Raw genomic sequence first — 18,720 nt, 5'->3', positions numbered from 1 at the left:
GAAGCTGCGTTCCACGCCTACCGTCCGGGCGATCCTTTGGGAGGAGGAAAACCATGCGGCAACCTGCCGGAGTTGTACGTCGTACACCGTTGTCACCCACACCACTGATCGTGGCACTGCTCGCTGCGCTGGCCGCTTCGCCGGCCGTACAGGCGCAGTCTGCCGCGACCGGTTCCGGGCAGGACGCCACCACCCTGGACCAGGTCCAGGTCACCGGCATCCGCGAGTCGATGCAGAGTTCGATCAACAAGAAACGCGACGACACGGTGATCGCCGATGTGTTGTCGGCAGATGACATCGGTGACCTGCCCGCGCCATCGCTGGCCGATGCGATCGAAACGCTGACCGGTGCCGCCTCGACCCGCGACAAGACCGGCGCGTCGGAAATCTCGATCCGTGGTCTCGGCGCATTCCTCAGCAGCACCAACTTCAATGGCCGCGAGATCACCAACGGCAGCGGCGATCGTTCGGTGAACTTCAACATGTTCCCGGCCGAGCTGATCAATACGGTGGCGATCTACAAGACCCAGCGCGCCGACATCATCGAAGGCGGTGTCGCCGGCACCATCGGGCTGGAAACGGTGAAGCCGCTGGAGTACGGCAAGCGCTCGGCGCAGATCGATCTGCGCGGCAGCTGGGCCGAGTATGACAAGAAGTACCGCGACGACGATGGCATCGGCTATCGCGGTACCGCCAGCTACATCGACCAGTTCGAATTCGGCAACGGCCAGAAGCTCGGCATCTCGCTGGGCGTCCAGCGGCTTGAGGGCACCGATCCGGAGGAGAGCATCACCAGCGGCTCCACCTGGTATGCCTGCGATGGCAGGCAGAACGTGGCCAATGCCAACTGCAGTGAAGTCAGCGCGCAGGCCATCGCCAACGGCGCCCCCTATTACCTGGTGCCAAGCAGCCGCATCTATCGCCTGAAGCAGGAACGCAATGATCGCCAGAGCGAATTCGCGGCGATCCAGTGGCGGCCCAACGACGTGGTCGAGGTCAACCTCGATTTCGAGCATACCGAGCGCAACTGGGACGAGAACCGCAGCGACCTGAGCCTGTCCAACGCACGTCGCGGCATCACCCAGCGCGAGGTGGACGAGGACGGTATCGTCCGTCACCTGCATGGCAGCACCTCCATCGATTCGACCTCCAACCGCTACTGGCGTGGCGAGGAGTACACCGGTGGCGGCCTCAACCTGATCCTGCGCCCGAGCCCGGCCTGGGAACTGTCCACCGATCTTTCCTATTCGCATACCAACCGCCTGGACAGCGAGCGCATGACCCGGCTGCGCGCCAACCAGCGCGACGTCAACAACGCCGTCGTGCCGGGCATCAGCAGCGGCGCCACCGGTTATGTCGACTACGACTGGGACTGGCATGGCGAGGTGCCGAGCGTGGCGCTGGCGCCGAACTTCGACCCGAACAACTGGGATGCCTACACCGGTGCGGCAAGGGTGACCTCCAGCGCGACCGAGAATGACCACAAGATCAAGGCTGGCCGCTTTGATGCCAGCTTCATGCCCGAGTCCGGCTTCTTCACCCGCATCAAGGGCGGCGTGCGCGCCAGCCAAGCCGACTACCGCCTGCGCGACAACACCCTGGTGACCGACTACGACCAGCGCGTAGCGGCCGACAAGGCGAAGATCATCGCCGCCAACCGTGCCTGTCGTGCACCGTTCCCGCAGGACGACTTCATGGATGCGGCCAGCGGCAACACGATCTCCTCGTGGGCGTACTTCGATCCGAGCTGCCTTTATGAGTCCTTCCGCGGCACCAGCGCCAGCGGCCTGGACCCGGATTTCCAGGATCCGAACAACGTCGATGTGACCGAGAAAACCCGCGCGCTGTACCTGATGGGCGAGTTCAGCAGCACGCTGTTCGGGCTGCCGGTCACCGGCAATGTCGGCCTGCGCTGGGTCAAGACCGACGTGCGCTCGGAAGGTGTGCGCACCGACCTGGCGATCATCGACAACGGCGACGGCACGATCCGCCTGCAGCCCACGGGTGATTTCACCACCCAGGTGTTCAAGTCGGGCAACGACAAGCTGCTGCCAAGCCTGAATGCCGCCTTCGAGCTGAAGCCGGACCTGCTGCTGCGGGTGGGGGCGTACCGGGCGATGTCGCGGCCGGATATCGCTGCACTCGGTGCCGGTCGAACCATCAATGTCAGCAGCGATGCCACCTATACCGGCCTGGCCGACGCGCTGGACGACATCAGTGCCAGCGGCAATCCGGCCGCACAGCCGCTGATGTCCTGGAACGGCGATGTCTCGCTGGAGTGGTATGCAAACCCGGACACGCTGCTGGCCGGTGCGGTGTACTGGAAGCAGTTCAACGGCGGCACCGCCACCGCGCTGGTGCCGGAAACCTACACCCTCAACGGACAGACGGTGACCGTGCCGGTGCGCCAGCAGGTGACCACCGATGAGGACAGCACCCTGACCGGTATCGAGCTCAGTGCCACCCACCGGTTCTCGTACCTGCCCAAGCCGTTCGATGGCCTCGGCTTCAAGGTCAGCTACAACTATGCCGACGCCGACTACCAGACCCAGGATTCGCGGTTGGGCGAGCAGTTGGCCGCCGATGGATCGATCATTCCGGCCATCGTGCCGCCAGCCGGCCTGAGCGGATTCTCGCGGCACGTGCTGTCCGGTTCCCTCTACTGGGATGTGGGCCGCTTCAACATCCAGGCCATCGGCAAGTTCCGTTCGCACTACTACCAGGACTTCACCGGCAACACGGCGCAGCAGAACCGCTATTACGATGACAACACCAGCGTCGACCTGCGCCTTCGCTACCAGGTGAGCAAGCAGCTGTCGTTGTCGCTGGAACTGATGAACCTGACCGACGAACCGCGTGTGGCATACCAACCGCTTTACGGGAATTTCCGCGAGGTGGTGAGCTACGGGCGGCGCGCGTATTTCGGTGTACGATACAAGTTCTGAACAGGGCGGCGCGGCCAATGGTCGCGCCGTCGCTCCAACCGGACCCGCACCGTGCCCGGTGGCCGGGGACGGGCCCGGAGGGAACCGCCAAGGGTCAGCCGCATGTCCGCCAACCGTCTTTACCAGACCATCGCCGCCAAGCTCCGCAAGCTGATCGAAGATGGCGAATATCCGTCGGGTTCGCGCCTGCCGGGCGAACGTGAACTTGCCGAACGCTTCGGCGTCAGCCGGGTCACCATCCGCGAGGCGGAAATCGCCCTGGAAGCACAGGGCTGGATCGCGATCCGTATCGGCTCGGGTGTCTATGTGAAACCGCGCCCGGCACAGGCCGTCGGTGGATTGCCCGACATCAGCGCCTTCGACCTGACCGCGGCGCGTGCCGTGTTCGAGGCGGAAGCCGCTGCGCTGGCGGCAAGCAATATCGATGAGGCTGGCATCGCCGAGCTGCAGGTACTGGCCGAAGCACTGTGCCGGCGTGACCTCACCGATGAGGAGGCCGGCGACTACGACCGCCGCTTCCACCTGGCCATCGCCCGCCTGTCGGGCAATCCGGTGGTCGAGTATCTGGTGCAGCAGATCTGGCGCATGCGCAGCGAGCTGCCGCGGGTGACCGAGGTCTATGCCCGGGTGTGCCATGACGATGGTGCCAGCCGCGCCGACGAGCACATGGCGATCTTTGAAGGTCTGCGCGCGCGCGATCCGGTCGCGGCACGCAATGCGATGCGTCATCACTTCCAGCGCCTGTTCGAGGCGATGCTGGAGGCGACCGAAAGCCAGGCGCTGGCCGAGATCCGCCGGCAGACCCAGCAGGACCGCGAGCGCTTCCTGGCCACGACCCGGATCTGACCGGGTTCATCCTGTAGTGCCGGGCCACGCTCGGCTGCTTTCGGCTGGAACGTGCGGTACCCGCATCGCCTGCATCCACGCGCTATGCTGGGCTCCGGACGTCTCCCATAAGGAAAGCGCGATGTTCCCGACCATGTTCTTCAGCGCGGTACTGGCCTTCGTGGCCGTGGTCATCCTGTTCAAGGCGGTGCGGATGGTGCCACAGGGCTATGAATGGACCGTCGAGCGGTTCGGCCGTTACACCCACACCATGTCGCCCGGCCTGCATTTCCTGATCCCGATCGTCTACGGGGTGGGGCGCAAGGTGAACATGATGGAACAGGTGCTGGACGTGCCCGGCCAGGAAGTGATCACCAAGGACAACGCCGCCGTGCGCGTTGATGGCGTGGTGTTCTTCCAGGTACTGGACGCGGCCAAGGCCGCCTACGAGGTGTCCGTGCTGGAAGTGGCGATGATCGCCCTGGTGCAGACCAACATCCGTACCGTGATCGGCTCGATGGACCTGGATGAATCACTCAGCCAGCGCGAGGTGATCAACGCCAAGCTGCTCAGCGTGGTCGACCAGGCGACCAATCCCTGGGGCGTGAAGGTCAACCGCATCGAGATCCGCGACATCCAGCCGCCGCGCGACCTGCTTGATGCGATGGCACGGCAGATGAAGGCCGAGCGCGAGAAGCGCGCGCAGATCCTCGAGGCGGAAGGTTCGCGGCAGTCCGAGATCCTGCGTGCCGAAGGCGAGAAGCAGGCCACGGTGCTGGAAGCAGAGGGGCGGCGCGAGGCCGCGTTCCGCGACGCCGAAGCCCGCGAGCGCCTGGCCGAAGCCGAAGCCAAGGCGACCCAGGTGGTGTCGGCGGCGATCGCCGACGGCGACGTCCAGGCCATCAACTACTTCATCGCCCAGAAGTATGTGGAAGCGTTCAAGGAACTGGCCACATCGCCGAACCAGAAGCTGGTGCTGATGCCGATGGAGGCCAGCGGCGTGATTGGTTCGATCGCCGGCGTGGCCGAGCTGGCCAAGCAGGCCCTGTCCAACCAGGAAACCCGGCCGCAGGCAAAGCGGCCGCCACCGATCGGAGGCTGACATGCGCTGGGAAGTCGTTGCCTGGGGCGCGTTGGCCTTGCTGCTGTTCGCCGCCGAAGCGCTGGCGCCCGGTGCGTTCATGCTGTGGATCGGCATCGGTGCGGCGGCGGTGTTCGCGCTGGTAGCGGCGTTCGCCGATATTCCGGTGCTGTGGCAGGTAATCGCCTTCGTGGTGCTGAGCGTGCTGTCCATCCAGTGCTACCGGCACTGGGGCAAGCCGCGTGCGCGGCAGAGCGACGCGCCGCTGCTGAACCGTCGCGCTGAACAACTGATCGGGCGGGTGGTGCCATTGCAGCAGGCCATCGTCGGCGGGCAGGGCAGGGTCAGCATCGATGACGCGTCGTGGCAGGTGAGTGGACCGGAGCTGCCGGCCGGCACGCTGGTGCGGGTGGTGGCGGTGCAGGGCAGTGCGCTGGTGGTCGAAGCGGCCGGCTGAGTTTTTCCAGCAAACGGCGCAGCCCCTCGTGGGTGTTCGCTGAGGCAGATGCTGGGTTGGGTCGGGCGGGTGGGCTGTGCAGGGGGCGCCGCAAGTACGTCGTTGTAGGCTTGGCCGCGCCATCCATGCCGCGGACACCCCTGCCCAGCCCACCCGCCCGACCCCCGACAGTTTCCGTGCGCGTCCAGACCACGGAAAAGAAATTAAAAGCGGGAAGCAAACGCGGTCGCTGCGCTCTGTGTGCCCGGGGTCGGATCCCTTTCCGCAGGAAAGGGCTCCGACCCTTCTCTCCATATATGTATCGACATCCACAACCGCTCTTGCCTTCCGTCCCGTCACCGGGAACCTGTCGGGGTGGGGCGGTGTGGGGTGGAGGGACCGCAGGCGCCATGGATGGCGCCTACGAGCCTACACGGACGTACTTGCGGCGTGTCCCGCAACCCCACATCGCCCCACCAGCCCACAGACGTCGCCGAGCCGATGCGCTTTGGCCGTTGCCGTTGCCTGGCTTGTAGAAAGCGCCCGCCGGCCGCCGGCCGGCCACAACCGACCATCCCCCGCTGCGCTGCGGCGCGACCTGCGACCGACCGATCTGGGATAATGCGCGTTCTTGTTTCCTCTGCTGCCGGACCCGGTCATGACCCAGAAGACGCTGCTCAACGATACCCACCGCGCCCTTGGCGCCAAGATGGTCGATTTCGGGGGTTGGGACATGCCCATCCACTACGGCTCGCAGCTGGACGAGCACCACCTGGTGCGTCGTGAGTCGGGCGTGTTCGACGTCAGCCACATGACCGTGGTCGACCTGCGCGGCGACCAGGTCAAGCCGTTCCTGCGCCGCCTGCTGGCCAACTCGGTCGACAAGCTCAAGATCACCGGCAAGGCGTTGTACTCGTGCATGCTGAATCCGCAGGGCGGCGTCATCGACGACCTGATCGTCTATTACCTGGGCGAAGACTTCTTCCGCATGGTGGTCAATGCCTCCACCCGCGAGAAGGATCTGGCGTGGCTGCGCGAGCAGGCTGCGCCGTTCAACGTTTCGGTCGAGCAGCGGCCGGACCTGGCAATCCTCGCCGTGCAGGGTCCGCAGGCGCGCGACATCGTCATCGGCCTGGCCCGCGAAGCCGACCGTGAGTCGCTGGGCAAGCTCGGCCGTTTCGCCGCGCTGCAGGCGCAGTCCGACGACGGCGTTGAACTGTTCGTCGCCCGCACCGGCTACACCGGCGAAGACGGTTTCGAGATCCTGCTGCCGCAGGATGCCGTGGTCGCGTTCTGGAACCGCCTGCTTGCTGCCGGCGTGAAGCCGGCCGGTCTCGGCGCGCGCGATACCCTGCGCCTGGAAGCCGGCATGAATCTGTACGGCCAGGACATGGACGAAGCGATCAGCCCGTACGAAGCGGCGCTGGCCTGGACGGTGTCGCTGGACGAAGGCCGTGACTTCATCGGCCGCGACGTGCTGGAGGCGCAGAAGGCCGCCGGCAACGCCCGTCAGATGATCGGCCTGGTAATGGATGAGAAGGGCGTGCTGCGCCATGGCCAAGCGGTCACCACGGCCGGCGGCCAGGGCGAGATCCTGTCCGGCACCTTCTCGCCGACCCTGGCCAAGGGCATCGCATTCGCGCGCGTACCGGCCGGTGAACTCGGTCAGGTCACCGTCGACATCCGCGGCCGTCAGGTGCCGGTGCGGGTGGTCAAGTTCCCGTTCGTGCGCGAAGGCCAGGCCCAGCCCGGCGTGCTCACCGACGCGTGATCCAAACGTGCCGGTCGTCACTGCCAGCAGTGGCGGCCGGTTGGTTACACTAGCCCCGTTTTTTCCACCCCCTGCATATCTCTGGAGCAGTCCCATGAGCGAGATCCCCGGCGACCTCAAGTTCCTCAAGTCCCATGAGTGGGCCCGTGTCGAAGGCAATGGCCGCGTGACCGTCGGTATTTCCGACCACGCTCAGGGCCTGCTGGGTGACCTGGTCTACGTCGAGCTGCCGGAAGTCGGCACGACCGCCAAGGCCAACGAGCAGATCGCGGTCGTGGAGTCGGTGAAGGCCGCCTCCGACGTCTACAGCCCGATCAGCGGCACCATCGTCGAGGTCAACTCGGCGCTGGCCGACAAGCCGGAAACCATCAACGAAGACGCCTACGGCGACGGCTGGATGTTCGTGGTCGAAGTGTCCAACAGCGAAGAGCTCAACGAGCTGCTGGACCCGGACGCGTACGCCGAAGGCCTGGAAGACGAAGAGCACTGAGTCGTTGCTTCCCCGGTACGAAGACGGCCACCCTCGGGTGGCCGTTTTCGTTTCGGAGGACGCGTCGAACTTATGCCGACCGGTTCGCCGCATGCCATCGCCATGGCATCAGCCGGTGTTGAGCGCGGCCAAAAGGCGTGCGCAGTTTTGCGCAAATCCGCGTTTCCACCCCCGCGGCGGCGCGCCCGGATGTGAAAAGTTTTTGGCCTTGTTGCAGGTCCGTTGTGCTGGCGTTGGCGAGTGCGTCGCCATGCACGACCACGTCGCCGTGCGATGTTCCATCTCCTCCCTGTGCATGACGCAGAGTGCCTATTTCAAGTGTTTTTTCTTCGATGATCGTGCGCAGCTGATGGCGGCGGCGCTGCGCGATGCAGTGTTTGCTGGCGCTCGCGAAGGCGCAGCGGCAGGCGCAGGAAGGGCTCCCGGGACGCGGCGGATGTGAAAATTTTTCGCGGGGGTTGTTGACAGTAAAAAAAACCGTGATTAGGTTTCGCCTCAGCAGACCTTGCCTGCCAAACCGAGTGCGCAGAATCAATCGTCCGATGCGAAGCAGCCCCTCGAAGACCACCGCGATCCTGACGACGGTGGACATGGCCCCGCTTCCCCCGGAGAAATGCAAGGCGACCCCTGTTCCGATGCCTGCTCCGCCGATCGTGGCGGGCATCACCGCATCCGTAACGGCGCGCCTGACGCGCCGGCGGTCCCCGCACGCAGCATGGGCGGGTTTGATCCACCTGGGCGTTTCAACTCCCTATCACTGACGAGGAGCCATCACCATGGCAACCAAGAAAGCTGCGAAGAAAAAGCCTGCCGCCAAGAAAGCGGTGAAGAAGGTCGCCAAGAAGGCCGCTGCCAAGAAGGCAGTGAAGAAGGTCGCGAAGAAGGCGACGGCCAAGAAGGCAGTGAAGAAGGCTGCCAAGAAGGTCGCCAAGAAGGCCACGGCGAAGAAGACAGTGAAGAAGGCTGCGAAGAAGGTAGCCAAGAAGTCCACTGCCAAGAAGGCCGTAAAGAAGACCGCGAAGAAGGCCGTCAAGAAGGTAGCCAAGAAGGCCACCAAGAAGACTGCCAAGAAGGCCGTAAAGAAGACCGCCAAGAAAGCTACTGCCCGCAAGCCGGCCAAGAAGGTCGCCAAGAAGGCAGTGAAGAAGGCGGTAAAGAAGACCGCCAAGAAGGCGGTGAAGAAGACTGCGAAGAAGGCCACCAAGAAGGCTGCCCCGAAGAAGGCTGCCAAGAAGGTTGCCAAGCGCAAGCCGGCCGCCCGCAAGAAGAAGGCCGCCCCGGTGGCCCTTCCGGCAACGCCGGCACCGCTGATCTAAGTACTTCCCGATAGCCGTACCCTGAGACCCCTTCCCCGACTGCCCAGCGGGGAGGGGGTTTTTTTATGGGCATCAGCTTTGGCTAGCTGCGACGGTCAGCTGCTTCACCGGGAAACCGCTCGACCAGGAAATCCACGAAGCTGCGCAGCCGGGTCGAGTGATAACGGTCGTGCGGATAGACCACGTGCATGGGCCGACCGTGCCGGCCATGTTCCGGCAGCAACGGGACCAGGCCACCCGCAGCGATGTCCGCTGCCAGCAGCAGGCTCGACTGCAGGATGATGCCCAGGCCCTGCAGCGCGGCCAGCCGCAACGCTTCGCCGTTGTTGATTTGCAGGCGTGCTGAGGGCGGCTGCCCCGCCGACGCTGCCTCGTTGCCAAGCCAATGCGACAGCGCAGCCGGATCCAGCGACAGGCATTGATGCTGTTGCAGCGCTTGCACGCTGTGCGGCGTGCCATGCCGTGCGAGATAGGCCGGTGATGCGCACAAGGTCAGCCGATAGGGGCTGAGCGGACGCGCCACCAGATGCGTGGTGTCGGCAAGCGTGCCGATGCGGATCGCGGCCTCGAATCCCTCATCGGCCAGTTCGACCACGCGATCGGCCAGCACCAGTTCGACACTGACCTCGGGGTAGCGGTCCATGTAGGTCGATAGTGCCGGCACCAGCGCATGCGTGCCGAAGATCACCGGTGCACTGATCCGCAGCTTGCCCGCCGGTGCCAGATGGTGATGCTGGGCCTGCGCATCCGTTTCTTCCACCAGGCGCAGGATCTCCTTGCAGCGGCCGTAGTAGGCCTCACCGAAAGCGGTCATGTGCTGCCGTCGCGTGGTGCGGCTCAACAGCTGCATGCCCAGCCGTTCCTCCAGGGCGCGCAGGTGCTTGCCGGCCATCGTCGCGGAGATGTCCAGTGCCGACGCCGCGGCACTGAGGCTGCCCTTTTCCACGGCCAGCACATAGACCTGCATGCTCTCCAACAGGTTCATCTGACACCCCGGGTTCTGAATGTTGAAACCTCGCCGAAGTTTATCAATCGAAGGTATTCAAAGAGCATGTCCGCACGGCCAGATGGGCCGGCAGAACCTGGCAGGGCAACACATGAAACTGGATCTTGAAGGACGTACCGCGCTGGTCACCGGCGCAGGCAGTGGCATCGGCGCCGGTGTCGCGCGGGTGCTGGCAACGCTGGGTGTGCGCGTGGCGATCACCGCGCGGCGGCAGGCGCCGTTGCAGTCGGTGGCGGCCGCGATCGAGGCGGCGGGTGGGCCGGTACCGGTCGTGGTGATGGGTGATCTGACCGACGCCGACGATGTGCAACGCATCGCCAGCGCATCGCTGGAGGCGCTGCAGCGCGTGGATATCCTGGTCAATGCAGCCGGTGGTGCACGGTTGGCCGGGGTGGCTGCAGCAGATGAGGTGTGGGACGAGGCGATGGCGCTGAACTTCTCGGCGGCACGACGGCTGACACAGGCGTTGCTGCCGTCGATGCGGGCCAATGGCTGGGGGCGTGTCATCAACCTCAGCGGGTCGATGGAGCCGCGCGCGGTGAATGCTGCGAGCCCGGCGAAGGCGGCGCTGCATCTGTGGAGCAAGGGGCTGTCCTGCGACGTGGCGGGCGAGGGCATCACCATCAACTCGATCGCCCCGGGGCGTATCAACAGCGCGCAGATCCTGGATCGGCTGCATCCCACCGAAGAGAGCCGACGTGAGTTCATCGCCCGCAACATCCCGATGGGGCGTTTCGGCGAACCGGAGGAGGTGGCCCACCTGGTAGCGTTCCTGGCCTCACCGTTGGCGGGGTACATCACCGGCGCGGTGATTCCGGTGGATGGGGGAATGCACTACTTCGCCCACTAGCATCGTCGACGCGCGGCCGGGCAGGGCTTGGCGCCGCGTGGAGGTCGCTGACGCAAAAAGGGCGACCGAGGGCCGCCCTTCTGCTCAACGTCGAGTTCGCCAGCTCAGCGCGGCGAGGCCACCGCGCGGTTGCCCGAGGCTCCCTTGCCCTTGCGCTTGTCCTGCTGTGCCGGGGCGGCACCCTCGGCCATCAGATTGTCGCTGCCGAAGTCGGTGTCCACGTCCAGCCAACGCTGCGACGGCAGGCCGAGGGCTGCGTCGAGCACGGTCGGCAACAGGCCGCTGGGCAGGCTGCTTTCACCGTTCCACATGATGGCGATGCCGAGGTCGCGCTCGGGCACCAATGCCACCAGACCACGGTAACCCTGCACGGCGCCGGCATGGAACACCACATCGTGACCGGCGTAGTCGAAGGTGCGCCAGCCCAGCGCGTAGCCGGCCGAGTGCAGGCGTTCGCGGCGCCAGCCCGAGCGCATCTCGCCGGGCGTGTTGATCAGGCTGGAGTGCAGGGTGGCCAGCAGCGGTGCCGGCAGCACGTCAGGACGGTGGCCGGTATGGGCCAGCAGCCACTGCGCCATGTCACTGGCACTGGCGTTGACACCGGCAGCCGGGGCCACGCGGTAATAGGTCGGCTTCGGCGTCAGCGACACCCAGCCGTTGCGGCTGCGCACGTGCGGGCGTGCCCAGCGCGAGCTGGCCTGGATGCCGGCCAGGCCGAGGCTGGCATCGTTCATGCCCAGCGGCTTGAAGATGCGGCGTTCGACCGACTGCTCGTAGAAGCTGCCGGAGGCCGCATACACGACGTCGCCGATCAGGCTGAAGGCCACGTTCTGGTAGGCGTAGCAGTCGCCCGGCAGGCACTTCAGGCCGGTGTTGGCCAGCTTCTGGGTCAGCGCGTAGTACTCGGCATTGCCTTCGATGTCGCGGTCGTAGGCGTTGTACGGCAGGCCGACGCGGTGGCTGAGTACATCGGCCACGGTGAGGCGGTCGGTGGCCTCCGGCGAGTTCAGGCGGAAGCCCGGCACATAGTCGGTGACCTTGCTGTCCCAGCGCAGGGTGCCATCGTTGACCAGCAGGCCAGCCATGGTGCCGGCGAAGGCCTTGGACAGCGACGCCAGGCGGAACACGGTGTGGGCGTCGACCGGCAACGGGTTGTTGACGTCGGTGACGCCGTAGCCGCGCGCGCTGAGCACGCGGCCGCCCTGCACGATGGCCACGGCCATGCCCGGCACGCGCTCGCCATAGGTGAGCTGCTGCGCCATCGATTCGATGTTGGCGACGTTGAAGCCAGCGGCCGGCAACTGCACCTGCGGCACCAGCCCGGTGCGGTAGGCCGCCGGCTGGGTGTGGGCGATGGCGCCACCGGCAGCGGTCTCGATGTTGGTCGGCATCGGCGGCAACGCCGGCGGGGTCTGCGCGGTGGTGGACAAGGCAAGGGGCATCAACATGCCCAGCAAACCGGTGGCCGCCGAACGGATCGGACGACGCAGGCTGTTCTTTTTCATCGGTTGGAACCCGTGCGCGACTGCTGGGGATGATTCTAGCGCCGCTTTTCGCCTGTGCACAAACAAAGCGAAGATGAATGCGCATCTCGTTGAAAAAGTTGGATTTTTGACGCCAGAAAAGCGTGTATCACAAGGTGTCCGCCGGGCCAGTCCGTGACACTGCGTTGCAGCCATCGGCGCCGCCTGCGCTGGCGATGTTGCAGTGCATTGGATAACGTACGCGCTTCACTGCCCCCGGAGCCCGCCATGCCGCTGTCCAACCGCCGTTTGCGGGCGAGGGGAGCCGCGTGAGCGCGGCGCGGGAGAGCGGGGCACTGAAGGGCCTGCTGGCCGCGCTGCGCGAGTCGCCGGCGCTGTGGTGGTCGTTCCTGTACTTCTTCTGCCTGCTCAGCGGCTACTACGTGCTGCGGCCGGTACGCGAGGCGATGGCCGCTTCGGCCGACCTGGAGACGGTGTTCCCGGTGGCGTTGATCGCCTGGTTCGCCAGCCATGGCATCGCCCTGAAGGACTTCGTCCTGCAGTTCCTGTTCTCCTGCGTGTTCGTGATCATGCTGGTCCTGCAGCCGGTCTATGGCTGGCTGGTCAGCCGCTTCCCGCGGCGGGTGTTCCTGCCGGCGGTGTACGGCTTCTTCATCGCCACCCTGCTGGGCTTCTATGCGCTGTTCGACAGCGGCATGCCGGGGCGTGGCATGGCGTTCTTCTTCTGGATCACGGTCTTCAACCTGTTTGCGGTGGCGGTGTTCTGGAGCTTCATGGCCGACGTTTTCTCCAATGCGCAGGCACGGGCGTACTACGGCTATATAGGTGCAGCGGGTACCGTCGGCGCCTTCCTCGGCCCGATCATTACCAGTGCGCTGGTGCAGCGGGTCGGTATTGCCAATCTGATGCTGGTGTCGGCCGGCTTCCTGGCCGTCTGCCTGCTGTGCATCTGGCGCCTGCGGCATTGGGCGGTGCTGCGCGAGCGCGAGCAGCAACTGGCGTCCGGCGAGCAGCCAATGGGCGGCAGCGTGCTTGATGGCCTGAAGCTGATCGCGCGCGAGCCCCTGCTGCGCTGGCTGGCGATCATGGTGCTGTTCGGCGTGGGTGTCGGCACGTTGCTGTACAACCAGCAGGCCACCATCGTGCGTGCCTCGTTCACCGATGCAGGCGCTGCCACAGCCTTCTTTTCGCGCATCGACCTGGCGGTGAACGGGCTGGCGCTGTTGATGCAGCTCGGGCTGACCCGCTGGCTGCTGTCGCGCCACGGCATCGCGCCGGCGTTGCTGATTCCCGGTTTTGCGATCCTGATCGGCTTCTCGGTGCTGGCCGCATCGCCGATGCCGCTGATGGTGGCGGTGGTGCAGGTGATGACCCGCGCCAGCGAGTTCGCCCTGGCCAAGCCGGCCCGCGAAACCATCTACACCCGCGTGGACCGGCAGTGGCGCTACAAGGCCGGCGCAGCGATCGACACGGTGGTGTACCGCGGCGCCGACCTGACCTTCGCCTGGCTGCACAAGGGGCTGTCGTTGTTCGGCTCGCACGTGGTATTCGTCGGCGGCGTGGTGGTGGCTGCCTGCATGACCGCTGCGGCGTTCGGCGTGCTGCGCGAAGAAAAGAAGCTGCCGCGCGACCGTTGAGTGATCCAGGGTCAGATCCCTTTTCATTGGAAAAGGGCTCTGACCCCAACTTTCCAAAGGAGAGAGTCGATGTCATTGCTAGCGCTGCTGCTGACCGTGCTGGTCGCCGTGCTGCACCTGTATTTCCTGGTGCTGGAGATGTTCCTGTGGACCCGGCCGCTGGGCCTGAAGACGTTCCGCAATTCACCGCAGAAGGCGGAGACCACGCGCGTGCTGGCGGCCAACCAGGGTCTGTACAACGGCTTCCTGGCGGCGGGCATCGTGGTGGGGCTGGTGCTGGCGCAGCCGGTGCTGGTGACGTTCTCGCTGGCGTGCGTGGTGGTGGCGGGGTGCTATGGCGCCTACAGCGTGAGCCGGCGCATTTTCATGATCCAGGCGGTGCCGGCGATCCTGGCGTTGATTCTTCGCGCTGTGGCGTGAGTTTCCAGCCAACGGCTGAGCCCCTCGTGGTTGGCCGCTTAGATCAAAAGCCGCGCTTGGCGGGGCGGGTGGGCCGTGCAGGGGACGCTGCAAGTACGTCCCTGTAAGCTCGATGGCGCCATCCATGGCGCCAACGCCCCTGCACGGCCCACCCGCCCCACCCCTGACAGGTTCCGTGCGCGGCCAGCCCACGGAGAAGAAAAAGAAGATCAAGAGCAACAGCGGGTTGCTGCGCTCGTGGTTCTGCGCGCATGAAAAAGCGGCCACCGGCCGCTTTTGTTTTTGCTTTTGCTCTTCTTTTTTCTCTTGCGTGGGTGGACGCCGCAGAGATCTGTCAGAGGCCGGAGGGGTGGGATGCGCAGGGGCGTAAGCGCCATGGATGGCGCGCCCGAGCCTACAGGGACGTATTCACGGCGTCCCCTGGGCATCCCAGCCCTCCGGCCCAACCCATGACCCGCTTCCAGCGACCAACCCACGAGGGGCTGCGCCGTTCGCGGCAACATCACTTCGCCGGCGACACCCACATGTCGATGACCGCACTGAACACGTCCGTGCCCGCGTGGTCGCGCACGCTCACCGTCACCGGCAGCGCGTAGCCTTCGGCTGCCACCACGATCGGCTGCGCCGGCAAGGCCGTCGCATGCAGCGTGCCACGGGCCTTGGCCAGGTATTGCACCTGCATCCCCTTTGGGATCCAACGCATGCCCTTCGGCAGCGACGCATCGACCATCAGCCCGGCGGTCAGCTCGGCCAGATTGCACATCGCGATCGCGTGCACCGTACCGATGTGGTTGCGCACCTTGCGGCGGTCGGCCAGCGTGCCCTCGCAGCGGCCGTTCTCGAGGAGAGTGATGCGCGGGGCGATGCTGGCGAAGTAGGGTGCCTTGAAGCACACCGCGCGCGAGAACAACCAGTTGCCGGCAGGCCAGCGCTGCAGGCGGTGATAGAGCGAAAGCAGGGGCGTGGACATGGCGGTTTCCGGTTGGCGGACAAAGCGACGGCGGGCCAGGCCCGCCGTCGAGGCAACGCGTGTCGCGGGCGATCAGGCCGCCTGCGAGTGCGGGTCCTTGTTCTGGCGGTCGTAATAGCTGGCCGCGCGCAGTTCGTGGGTGTCGAAATCGTCCACGGTGATGGTGTCCAGGGTCAGCGTACGCAGCTCTTCCAGCAGGCTGCGCTCGTCCTGGGTGATCACGCCCTCGGCCACGGCCTCGTCGAGCTGGCTGTTGAAGTCCAGCGCTTCGATGCCCTTGCTCTTCAGCGCCTTCAGGAACTTGCGCTCCACCGGCTCGGCCATGATCGCCTTGCTCAGGTAGCTGTTGATGCGGCCACCCGGGTTGTTCTCGCACGGGGTCAGGAACACGCCGCTGGCGAGACGGTCACGGGCTTCGTTCGGTGCCATCAGCAGCGCAGCCACGCGACGGCTCAGGCGGTCGCCCGGGGCCTCGGCACGACGGCCCAGCGGGAAGATCAGTGCCCACATCAGCCAGCCGATCGGACGGATCGGGAAGTTGCGCAGGGCGGCCGACAGCGATTCCTCGATCTTGTGCACGCTGTCATGGAAAGCCCAGGCCAGCAGCGGCTGGTCGGCCTGCGGCGCGCCTTCGTCGTGGTAGCGCTTGAGCATGGCGCTGGTCATGTAGACATGGCTCAGGACGTCGCCCAGGCGGCCGGACAGCGATTCCTTGAACTTCAGCTTGCCGCCGAGCGTCATCATCGAGATGTCGGCCATCAGCGCCAGGTTGGCCGAGTAACGGTCCAGCTTGCGGAAGTAACGGCGGGTGTAGGCATCGCCCGGGGCAGCCCCGAAGCGTGCGCCGGTCAGGCCGAACCAGAACGAACGAACAGCATTGGAGATGCCGTAGCGGATGTGGCCGAACAGGCTGCGATCGAAGTCCTGCAGGCCGGCACGGGTGTCCGGGTCCTGCGCGGCCTTCATTTCCTTCAGCACCCACGGGTGGCAGAGGATCGCACCCTGGCCGAAGATCAGCAGGCTGCGGGTCATGATGTTGGCGCCTTCCACCGTGATGGCGATCGGCGCGGCCTGCCAGCTGCGGCCGGCGAAGTTGCGCGGCCCCAGGATGATGCCCTTGCCGCCGATCACGTCCATCATGTCCGAGATCACTTCGCGACTCATGTTGGTGCAGTGGTACTTGGCGATCGCCGACGGCACCGACGGCACGTCACCGCGGTCCACAGCAGCGGCGGTGGCCTGCGACAGCGCGCTGATCTTGTACGCCTTGCCACCGATGCGGGCCAGTGCTTCTTCCACGCCTTCAAAGCGGCCGACCGACAGGCCGAACTGCTTGCGGATGCGCGCATAGGCGCCGGTTACTGCGGCACCGGCCTTGGCGCCGCCGCTGGCAGTGGAGGGCAGGGTGATCGAGCGGCCCACGGCCAGGCACTCGTTGAGCATGTTCCAGCCCTTGCCGGCCATTGCAGCGCCACCGATCAGCTGGGTCAGCGGAATGAACACGTCCTTGCCGCGGATCGGGCCGTTCTGGAACGTCGAGTTCAGCGGGAAGTGGCGACGGCCGATTTCAACGCCGGCGGTCTCGCGCGGCAGCAGGCCCAGGGTGATGCCGATGTCGCGGGTCTGGCCGATCAGGCCATCCGGATCGTACATGCGGAAGGCCAGCCCGATCAGCGAGGCGACCGGGGCCAGGGTGATGTAGCGCTTGTCGAAGGTCAGCTTGACGCCGAGCACCTGCTCGCCGTTCCACTCGCCCTTGCAGACGATGCCGTAGTCGGGAATGGAGGTCGCATCGGAGCCGGCGAACGGGCCGGTCAGGCCGAAGCAGGGCACTTCGCGGCCATCGGCCAGGCGCGGCAGGTACTGGTCCTTCTGTTCCTGGGTGCCGTAATGCACCAGCAGTTCACCCGGGCCCAGCGAGTTCGGCACGCCGACGGTCGAGCTGACCACCGAAGACACCGAGGCCAGCTTCTGGATCACCTTGTGGTGGGCCAGCGCGCTGAAGCCCAGGCCGCCGTATTCCTTCGGAATGATCATGCCGAAGAAGCGGTTCTTCTTGATGAAGGCCCACAGTTCCGGCGGCAGGTCGGCATGGACGTGGGTGATCTCCCAGTCGTTGACCATCTTGCACAGCTCTTCGACCGGGCCGTCGAGGAAGGCCTGTTCTTCAGCGGTCAGCTGCGGCTTGGGGTAGTTCAGCAGGATGTTCCAGTCCGGGTCGCCGGTGAACAGTTCGCCTTCGAAGCCGACCGAGCCGGTTTCCAGTGCGATGCGCTCGGTCTGCGACAGCGGCGGCAGCACCTTGCGGAACACTTTCATCATCGGGCCGGTCAGCAGCGGCTTGCGGATGAACGGCAGCAGCAGCGGCACGACGATCACGGCCAGTATCGCGGCAGCGACGGTCGTGGCGGTCTGGTTGACGTAGGGAATGAACCAGCAGGCCACCAGCAGGGCCACGCTGATCAGCGTCCAGGTCAGCAGGCGCATGCGGTGGTAGGCAACGAACGCGCCTGCCAGCAGCAGGGCGAGGAAGGGAATGACGAGGCTCATGAGCGTGCTCCGGTGACGTGCTCGTTTATGGCGGACGAAGCTGCAGCATCCGCTGCGGGCAACACGTCCAGATAGTCCAACACAGTAGCGGTAAAGGCGTCGTTGTCATCACCGGCGACCATGTGCGTGGCCTGCGGCAACTGTACGTGGCGCGCGTGTGGCGCCAATGCCAGGAATTCGGCCACCGTCTGCGGGGTGACCAGGTCGCTGCGGCCACCGCTGACCAGCAGCAGGGGGCACTTCACCTGGCGCGCGGCCTCGGCCAGTGCATCCTGGTGCTGCTCGCTGTCGCGGGCCAGTTCGGCCACCAGGCGCGGGTCCCAATGCCAGCGCCAGCGGCCGTGGCCGTCTTCGCGCAGCAGGGCGCGCAGTGAATCCTCGGATTTGCGCGGGCGGTGCGGCACATAGGCCGAAATCACATCGGCAGCCTGCGACAGCGAGGCGAATCCTTCCGGGTGCGCGGTCATGAAGGCGAGGATGCGCTCGACGCCAGCGGTGTCCCAGCGCGGGGTGATGTCCACCAGCACCATGGCCGAGAACAGCCCGGGCCAGCGTGATTCGGCCAACAGGCCGAACAGGCCCCCCATCGAGGCCGCCACCAGTACCGGCGGTCGCGGCTGCTCGCCGGCCAGCACGATCAGGTCATCGGCGAACTGCTCGCCGTGATAGGCCAGATCGGCCGCATTCCAGTCGGAATCGCCATGACCGCGGGCGTCGTAGGCCAGAGTCTGCAGGCCAGCGGCCGACAGTGCTTTGGCCGTGGTCGTCCAGGCATGGCGGGTCTGGCCAAAGCCGTGTGCGAACAATACGCGTCCGCGACGGCCGGAGGTGCTGGCAGTTGCAGCCAGCGAGGCACCGTGGGCAGCCTCCAGGCGCAGGTCATGGAATGCAGCGGGAGTAGGGGACATAACCATACTTGCTAGTATGGATCGCTCCTGC

General features: G+C 65.7%; 16 protein-coding genes. 10 read left to right on the top strand and 6 right to left on the bottom strand.

Annotation, left to right across the window (positions count from 1 at the left end; all coding sequences use genetic code 11):
- The first annotated feature begins 53 nt into the window (after nt 1-53).
- The 6 genes from ACEF39_RS15965 to gcvH all read left to right on the top strand — a co-directional run bounded on the left by ACEF39_RS15965 (nt 54) and on the right by gcvH (nt 7,548).
- Nucleotides 54-2,945: a TonB-dependent receptor gene (locus ACEF39_RS15965; RefSeq protein WP_500285759.1), complete on the top strand. Its 2,892-nt coding sequence runs from the start codon at nt 54-56 to the stop codon at nt 2,943-2,945.
- A gap of 102 nt (nt 2,946-3,047) precedes the next feature.
- A complete protein-coding gene (locus tag ACEF39_RS15960) occupies nt 3,048-3,791 on the top strand; it encodes a FadR/GntR family transcriptional regulator (protein ID WP_089236513.1) in 744 nt (247 codons plus the stop codon).
- A gap of 121 nt (nt 3,792-3,912) precedes the next feature.
- Complete coding sequence (locus tag ACEF39_RS15955; protein ID WP_500285758.1) at nt 3,913-4,872, top strand: SPFH domain-containing protein; 960 nt, start codon at nt 3,913-3,915, stop codon at nt 4,870-4,872.
- Between the two features lies 1 nt (nt 4,873).
- Entirely contained in the window at nt 4,874-5,308 is a 435-nt protein-coding gene (locus ACEF39_RS15950) for an NfeD family protein (protein ID WP_500285757.1), read from the top strand.
- Nucleotides 5,309-5,945: 637 nt separating this feature from the next.
- Entirely contained in the window at nt 5,946-7,058 is a 1,113-nt protein-coding gene (gene gcvT / locus ACEF39_RS15945) for a glycine cleavage system aminomethyltransferase GcvT (protein ID WP_500285756.1), read from the top strand.
- Nucleotides 7,059-7,152: 94 nt separating this feature from the next.
- Entirely contained in the window at nt 7,153-7,548 is a 396-nt protein-coding gene (gene gcvH, locus ACEF39_RS15940) for a glycine cleavage system protein GcvH (protein WP_089236509.1), read from the top strand.
- A 70-nt stretch (nt 7,549-7,618) separates the two neighbouring features.
- On the opposite strand, the gene ACEF39_RS15935 is transcribed toward gcvH, so the two are convergent.
- Nucleotides 7,619-8,212, bottom strand: a complete 594-nt coding sequence (locus ACEF39_RS15935; RefSeq protein ID WP_500285755.1) for a hypothetical protein — start codon at nt 8,210-8,212, stop codon at nt 7,619-7,621.
- 112 nt (nt 8,213-8,324) lie between these two features.
- On the opposite strand from ACEF39_RS15935, the gene ACEF39_RS15930 reads away from it, so the two are divergent.
- Entirely contained in the window at nt 8,325-8,864 is a 540-nt protein-coding gene (locus tag ACEF39_RS15930; protein ID WP_089236507.1) for a histone, read from the top strand.
- 82 nt (nt 8,865-8,946) lie between these two features.
- Here the strand turns inward: ACEF39_RS15930 and ACEF39_RS15925 are convergent, their stop codons facing one another.
- Nucleotides 8,947-9,849 carry a LysR family transcriptional regulator gene (locus tag ACEF39_RS15925; protein WP_500285754.1) on the bottom strand — a complete coding sequence of 301 codons (903 nt, stop codon included), beginning with the start codon at nt 9,847-9,849 and terminating at the stop codon, nt 8,947-8,949.
- A gap of 112 nt (nt 9,850-9,961) precedes the next feature.
- Between ACEF39_RS15925 and ACEF39_RS15920 the strand changes: the two genes are divergently transcribed.
- Entirely contained in the window at nt 9,962-10,720 is a 759-nt protein-coding gene (locus ACEF39_RS15920) for an SDR family NAD(P)-dependent oxidoreductase (protein WP_500285753.1), read from the top strand.
- A 104-nt stretch (nt 10,721-10,824) separates the two neighbouring features.
- On the opposite strand, the gene ACEF39_RS15915 is transcribed toward ACEF39_RS15920, so the two are convergent.
- Nucleotides 10,825-12,225, bottom strand: a complete 1,401-nt coding sequence (locus ACEF39_RS15915; RefSeq protein WP_500285752.1) for a serine hydrolase domain-containing protein — start codon at nt 12,223-12,225, stop codon at nt 10,825-10,827.
- A 287-nt stretch (nt 12,226-12,512) separates the two neighbouring features.
- On the opposite strand from ACEF39_RS15915, the gene ACEF39_RS15910 reads away from it, so the two are divergent.
- Entirely contained in the window at nt 12,513-13,841 is a 1,329-nt protein-coding gene (locus ACEF39_RS15910) for an NTP/NDP exchange transporter (protein ID WP_500285751.1), read from the top strand.
- Between the two features lie 69 nt (nt 13,842-13,910).
- On the top strand, nt 13,911-14,261 hold the full coding sequence (locus ACEF39_RS15905) for a DUF1304 domain-containing protein (protein WP_500285750.1): 351 nt from the start codon (nt 13,911-13,913) through the stop codon (nt 14,259-14,261).
- A gap of 502 nt (nt 14,262-14,763) precedes the next feature.
- Here the strand turns inward: ACEF39_RS15905 and ACEF39_RS15900 are convergent.
- The 3 genes from ACEF39_RS15900 to ACEF39_RS15890 form a co-directional block, all read right to left on the bottom strand.
- Nucleotides 14,764-15,231: a hotdog fold domain-containing protein gene (locus ACEF39_RS15900; RefSeq protein ID WP_500285749.1), complete on the bottom strand. Its 468-nt coding sequence runs from the start codon at nt 15,229-15,231 to the stop codon at nt 14,764-14,766.
- A 72-nt stretch (nt 15,232-15,303) separates the two neighbouring features.
- The gene (locus ACEF39_RS15895) at nt 15,304-17,781 is read right to left on the bottom strand and encodes an acyl-CoA dehydrogenase (protein ID WP_500285748.1); all 2,478 of its coding nucleotides are present in this window, start codon (nt 17,779-17,781) and stop codon (nt 15,304-15,306) included.
- Nucleotides 17,778-18,695: an alpha/beta fold hydrolase gene (locus ACEF39_RS15890; protein WP_033831779.1), complete on the bottom strand. Its 918-nt coding sequence runs from the start codon at nt 18,693-18,695 to the stop codon at nt 17,778-17,780. The genes ACEF39_RS15895 and ACEF39_RS15890 overlap by 4 nt, the downstream gene beginning before the upstream one ends.
- Nucleotides 18,696-18,720 lie beyond the last annotated feature (25 nt).

Source organism: Stenotrophomonas indicatrix (assembly GCA_041545745.1).
Taxonomy (GTDB): Bacteria; Pseudomonadota; Gammaproteobacteria; order Xanthomonadales; family Xanthomonadaceae; genus Stenotrophomonas; species Stenotrophomonas indicatrix_A.
Note: the sequence above shows the minus strand (reverse complement) of the source record. Positions and strands in the feature narration are given on the sequence as shown.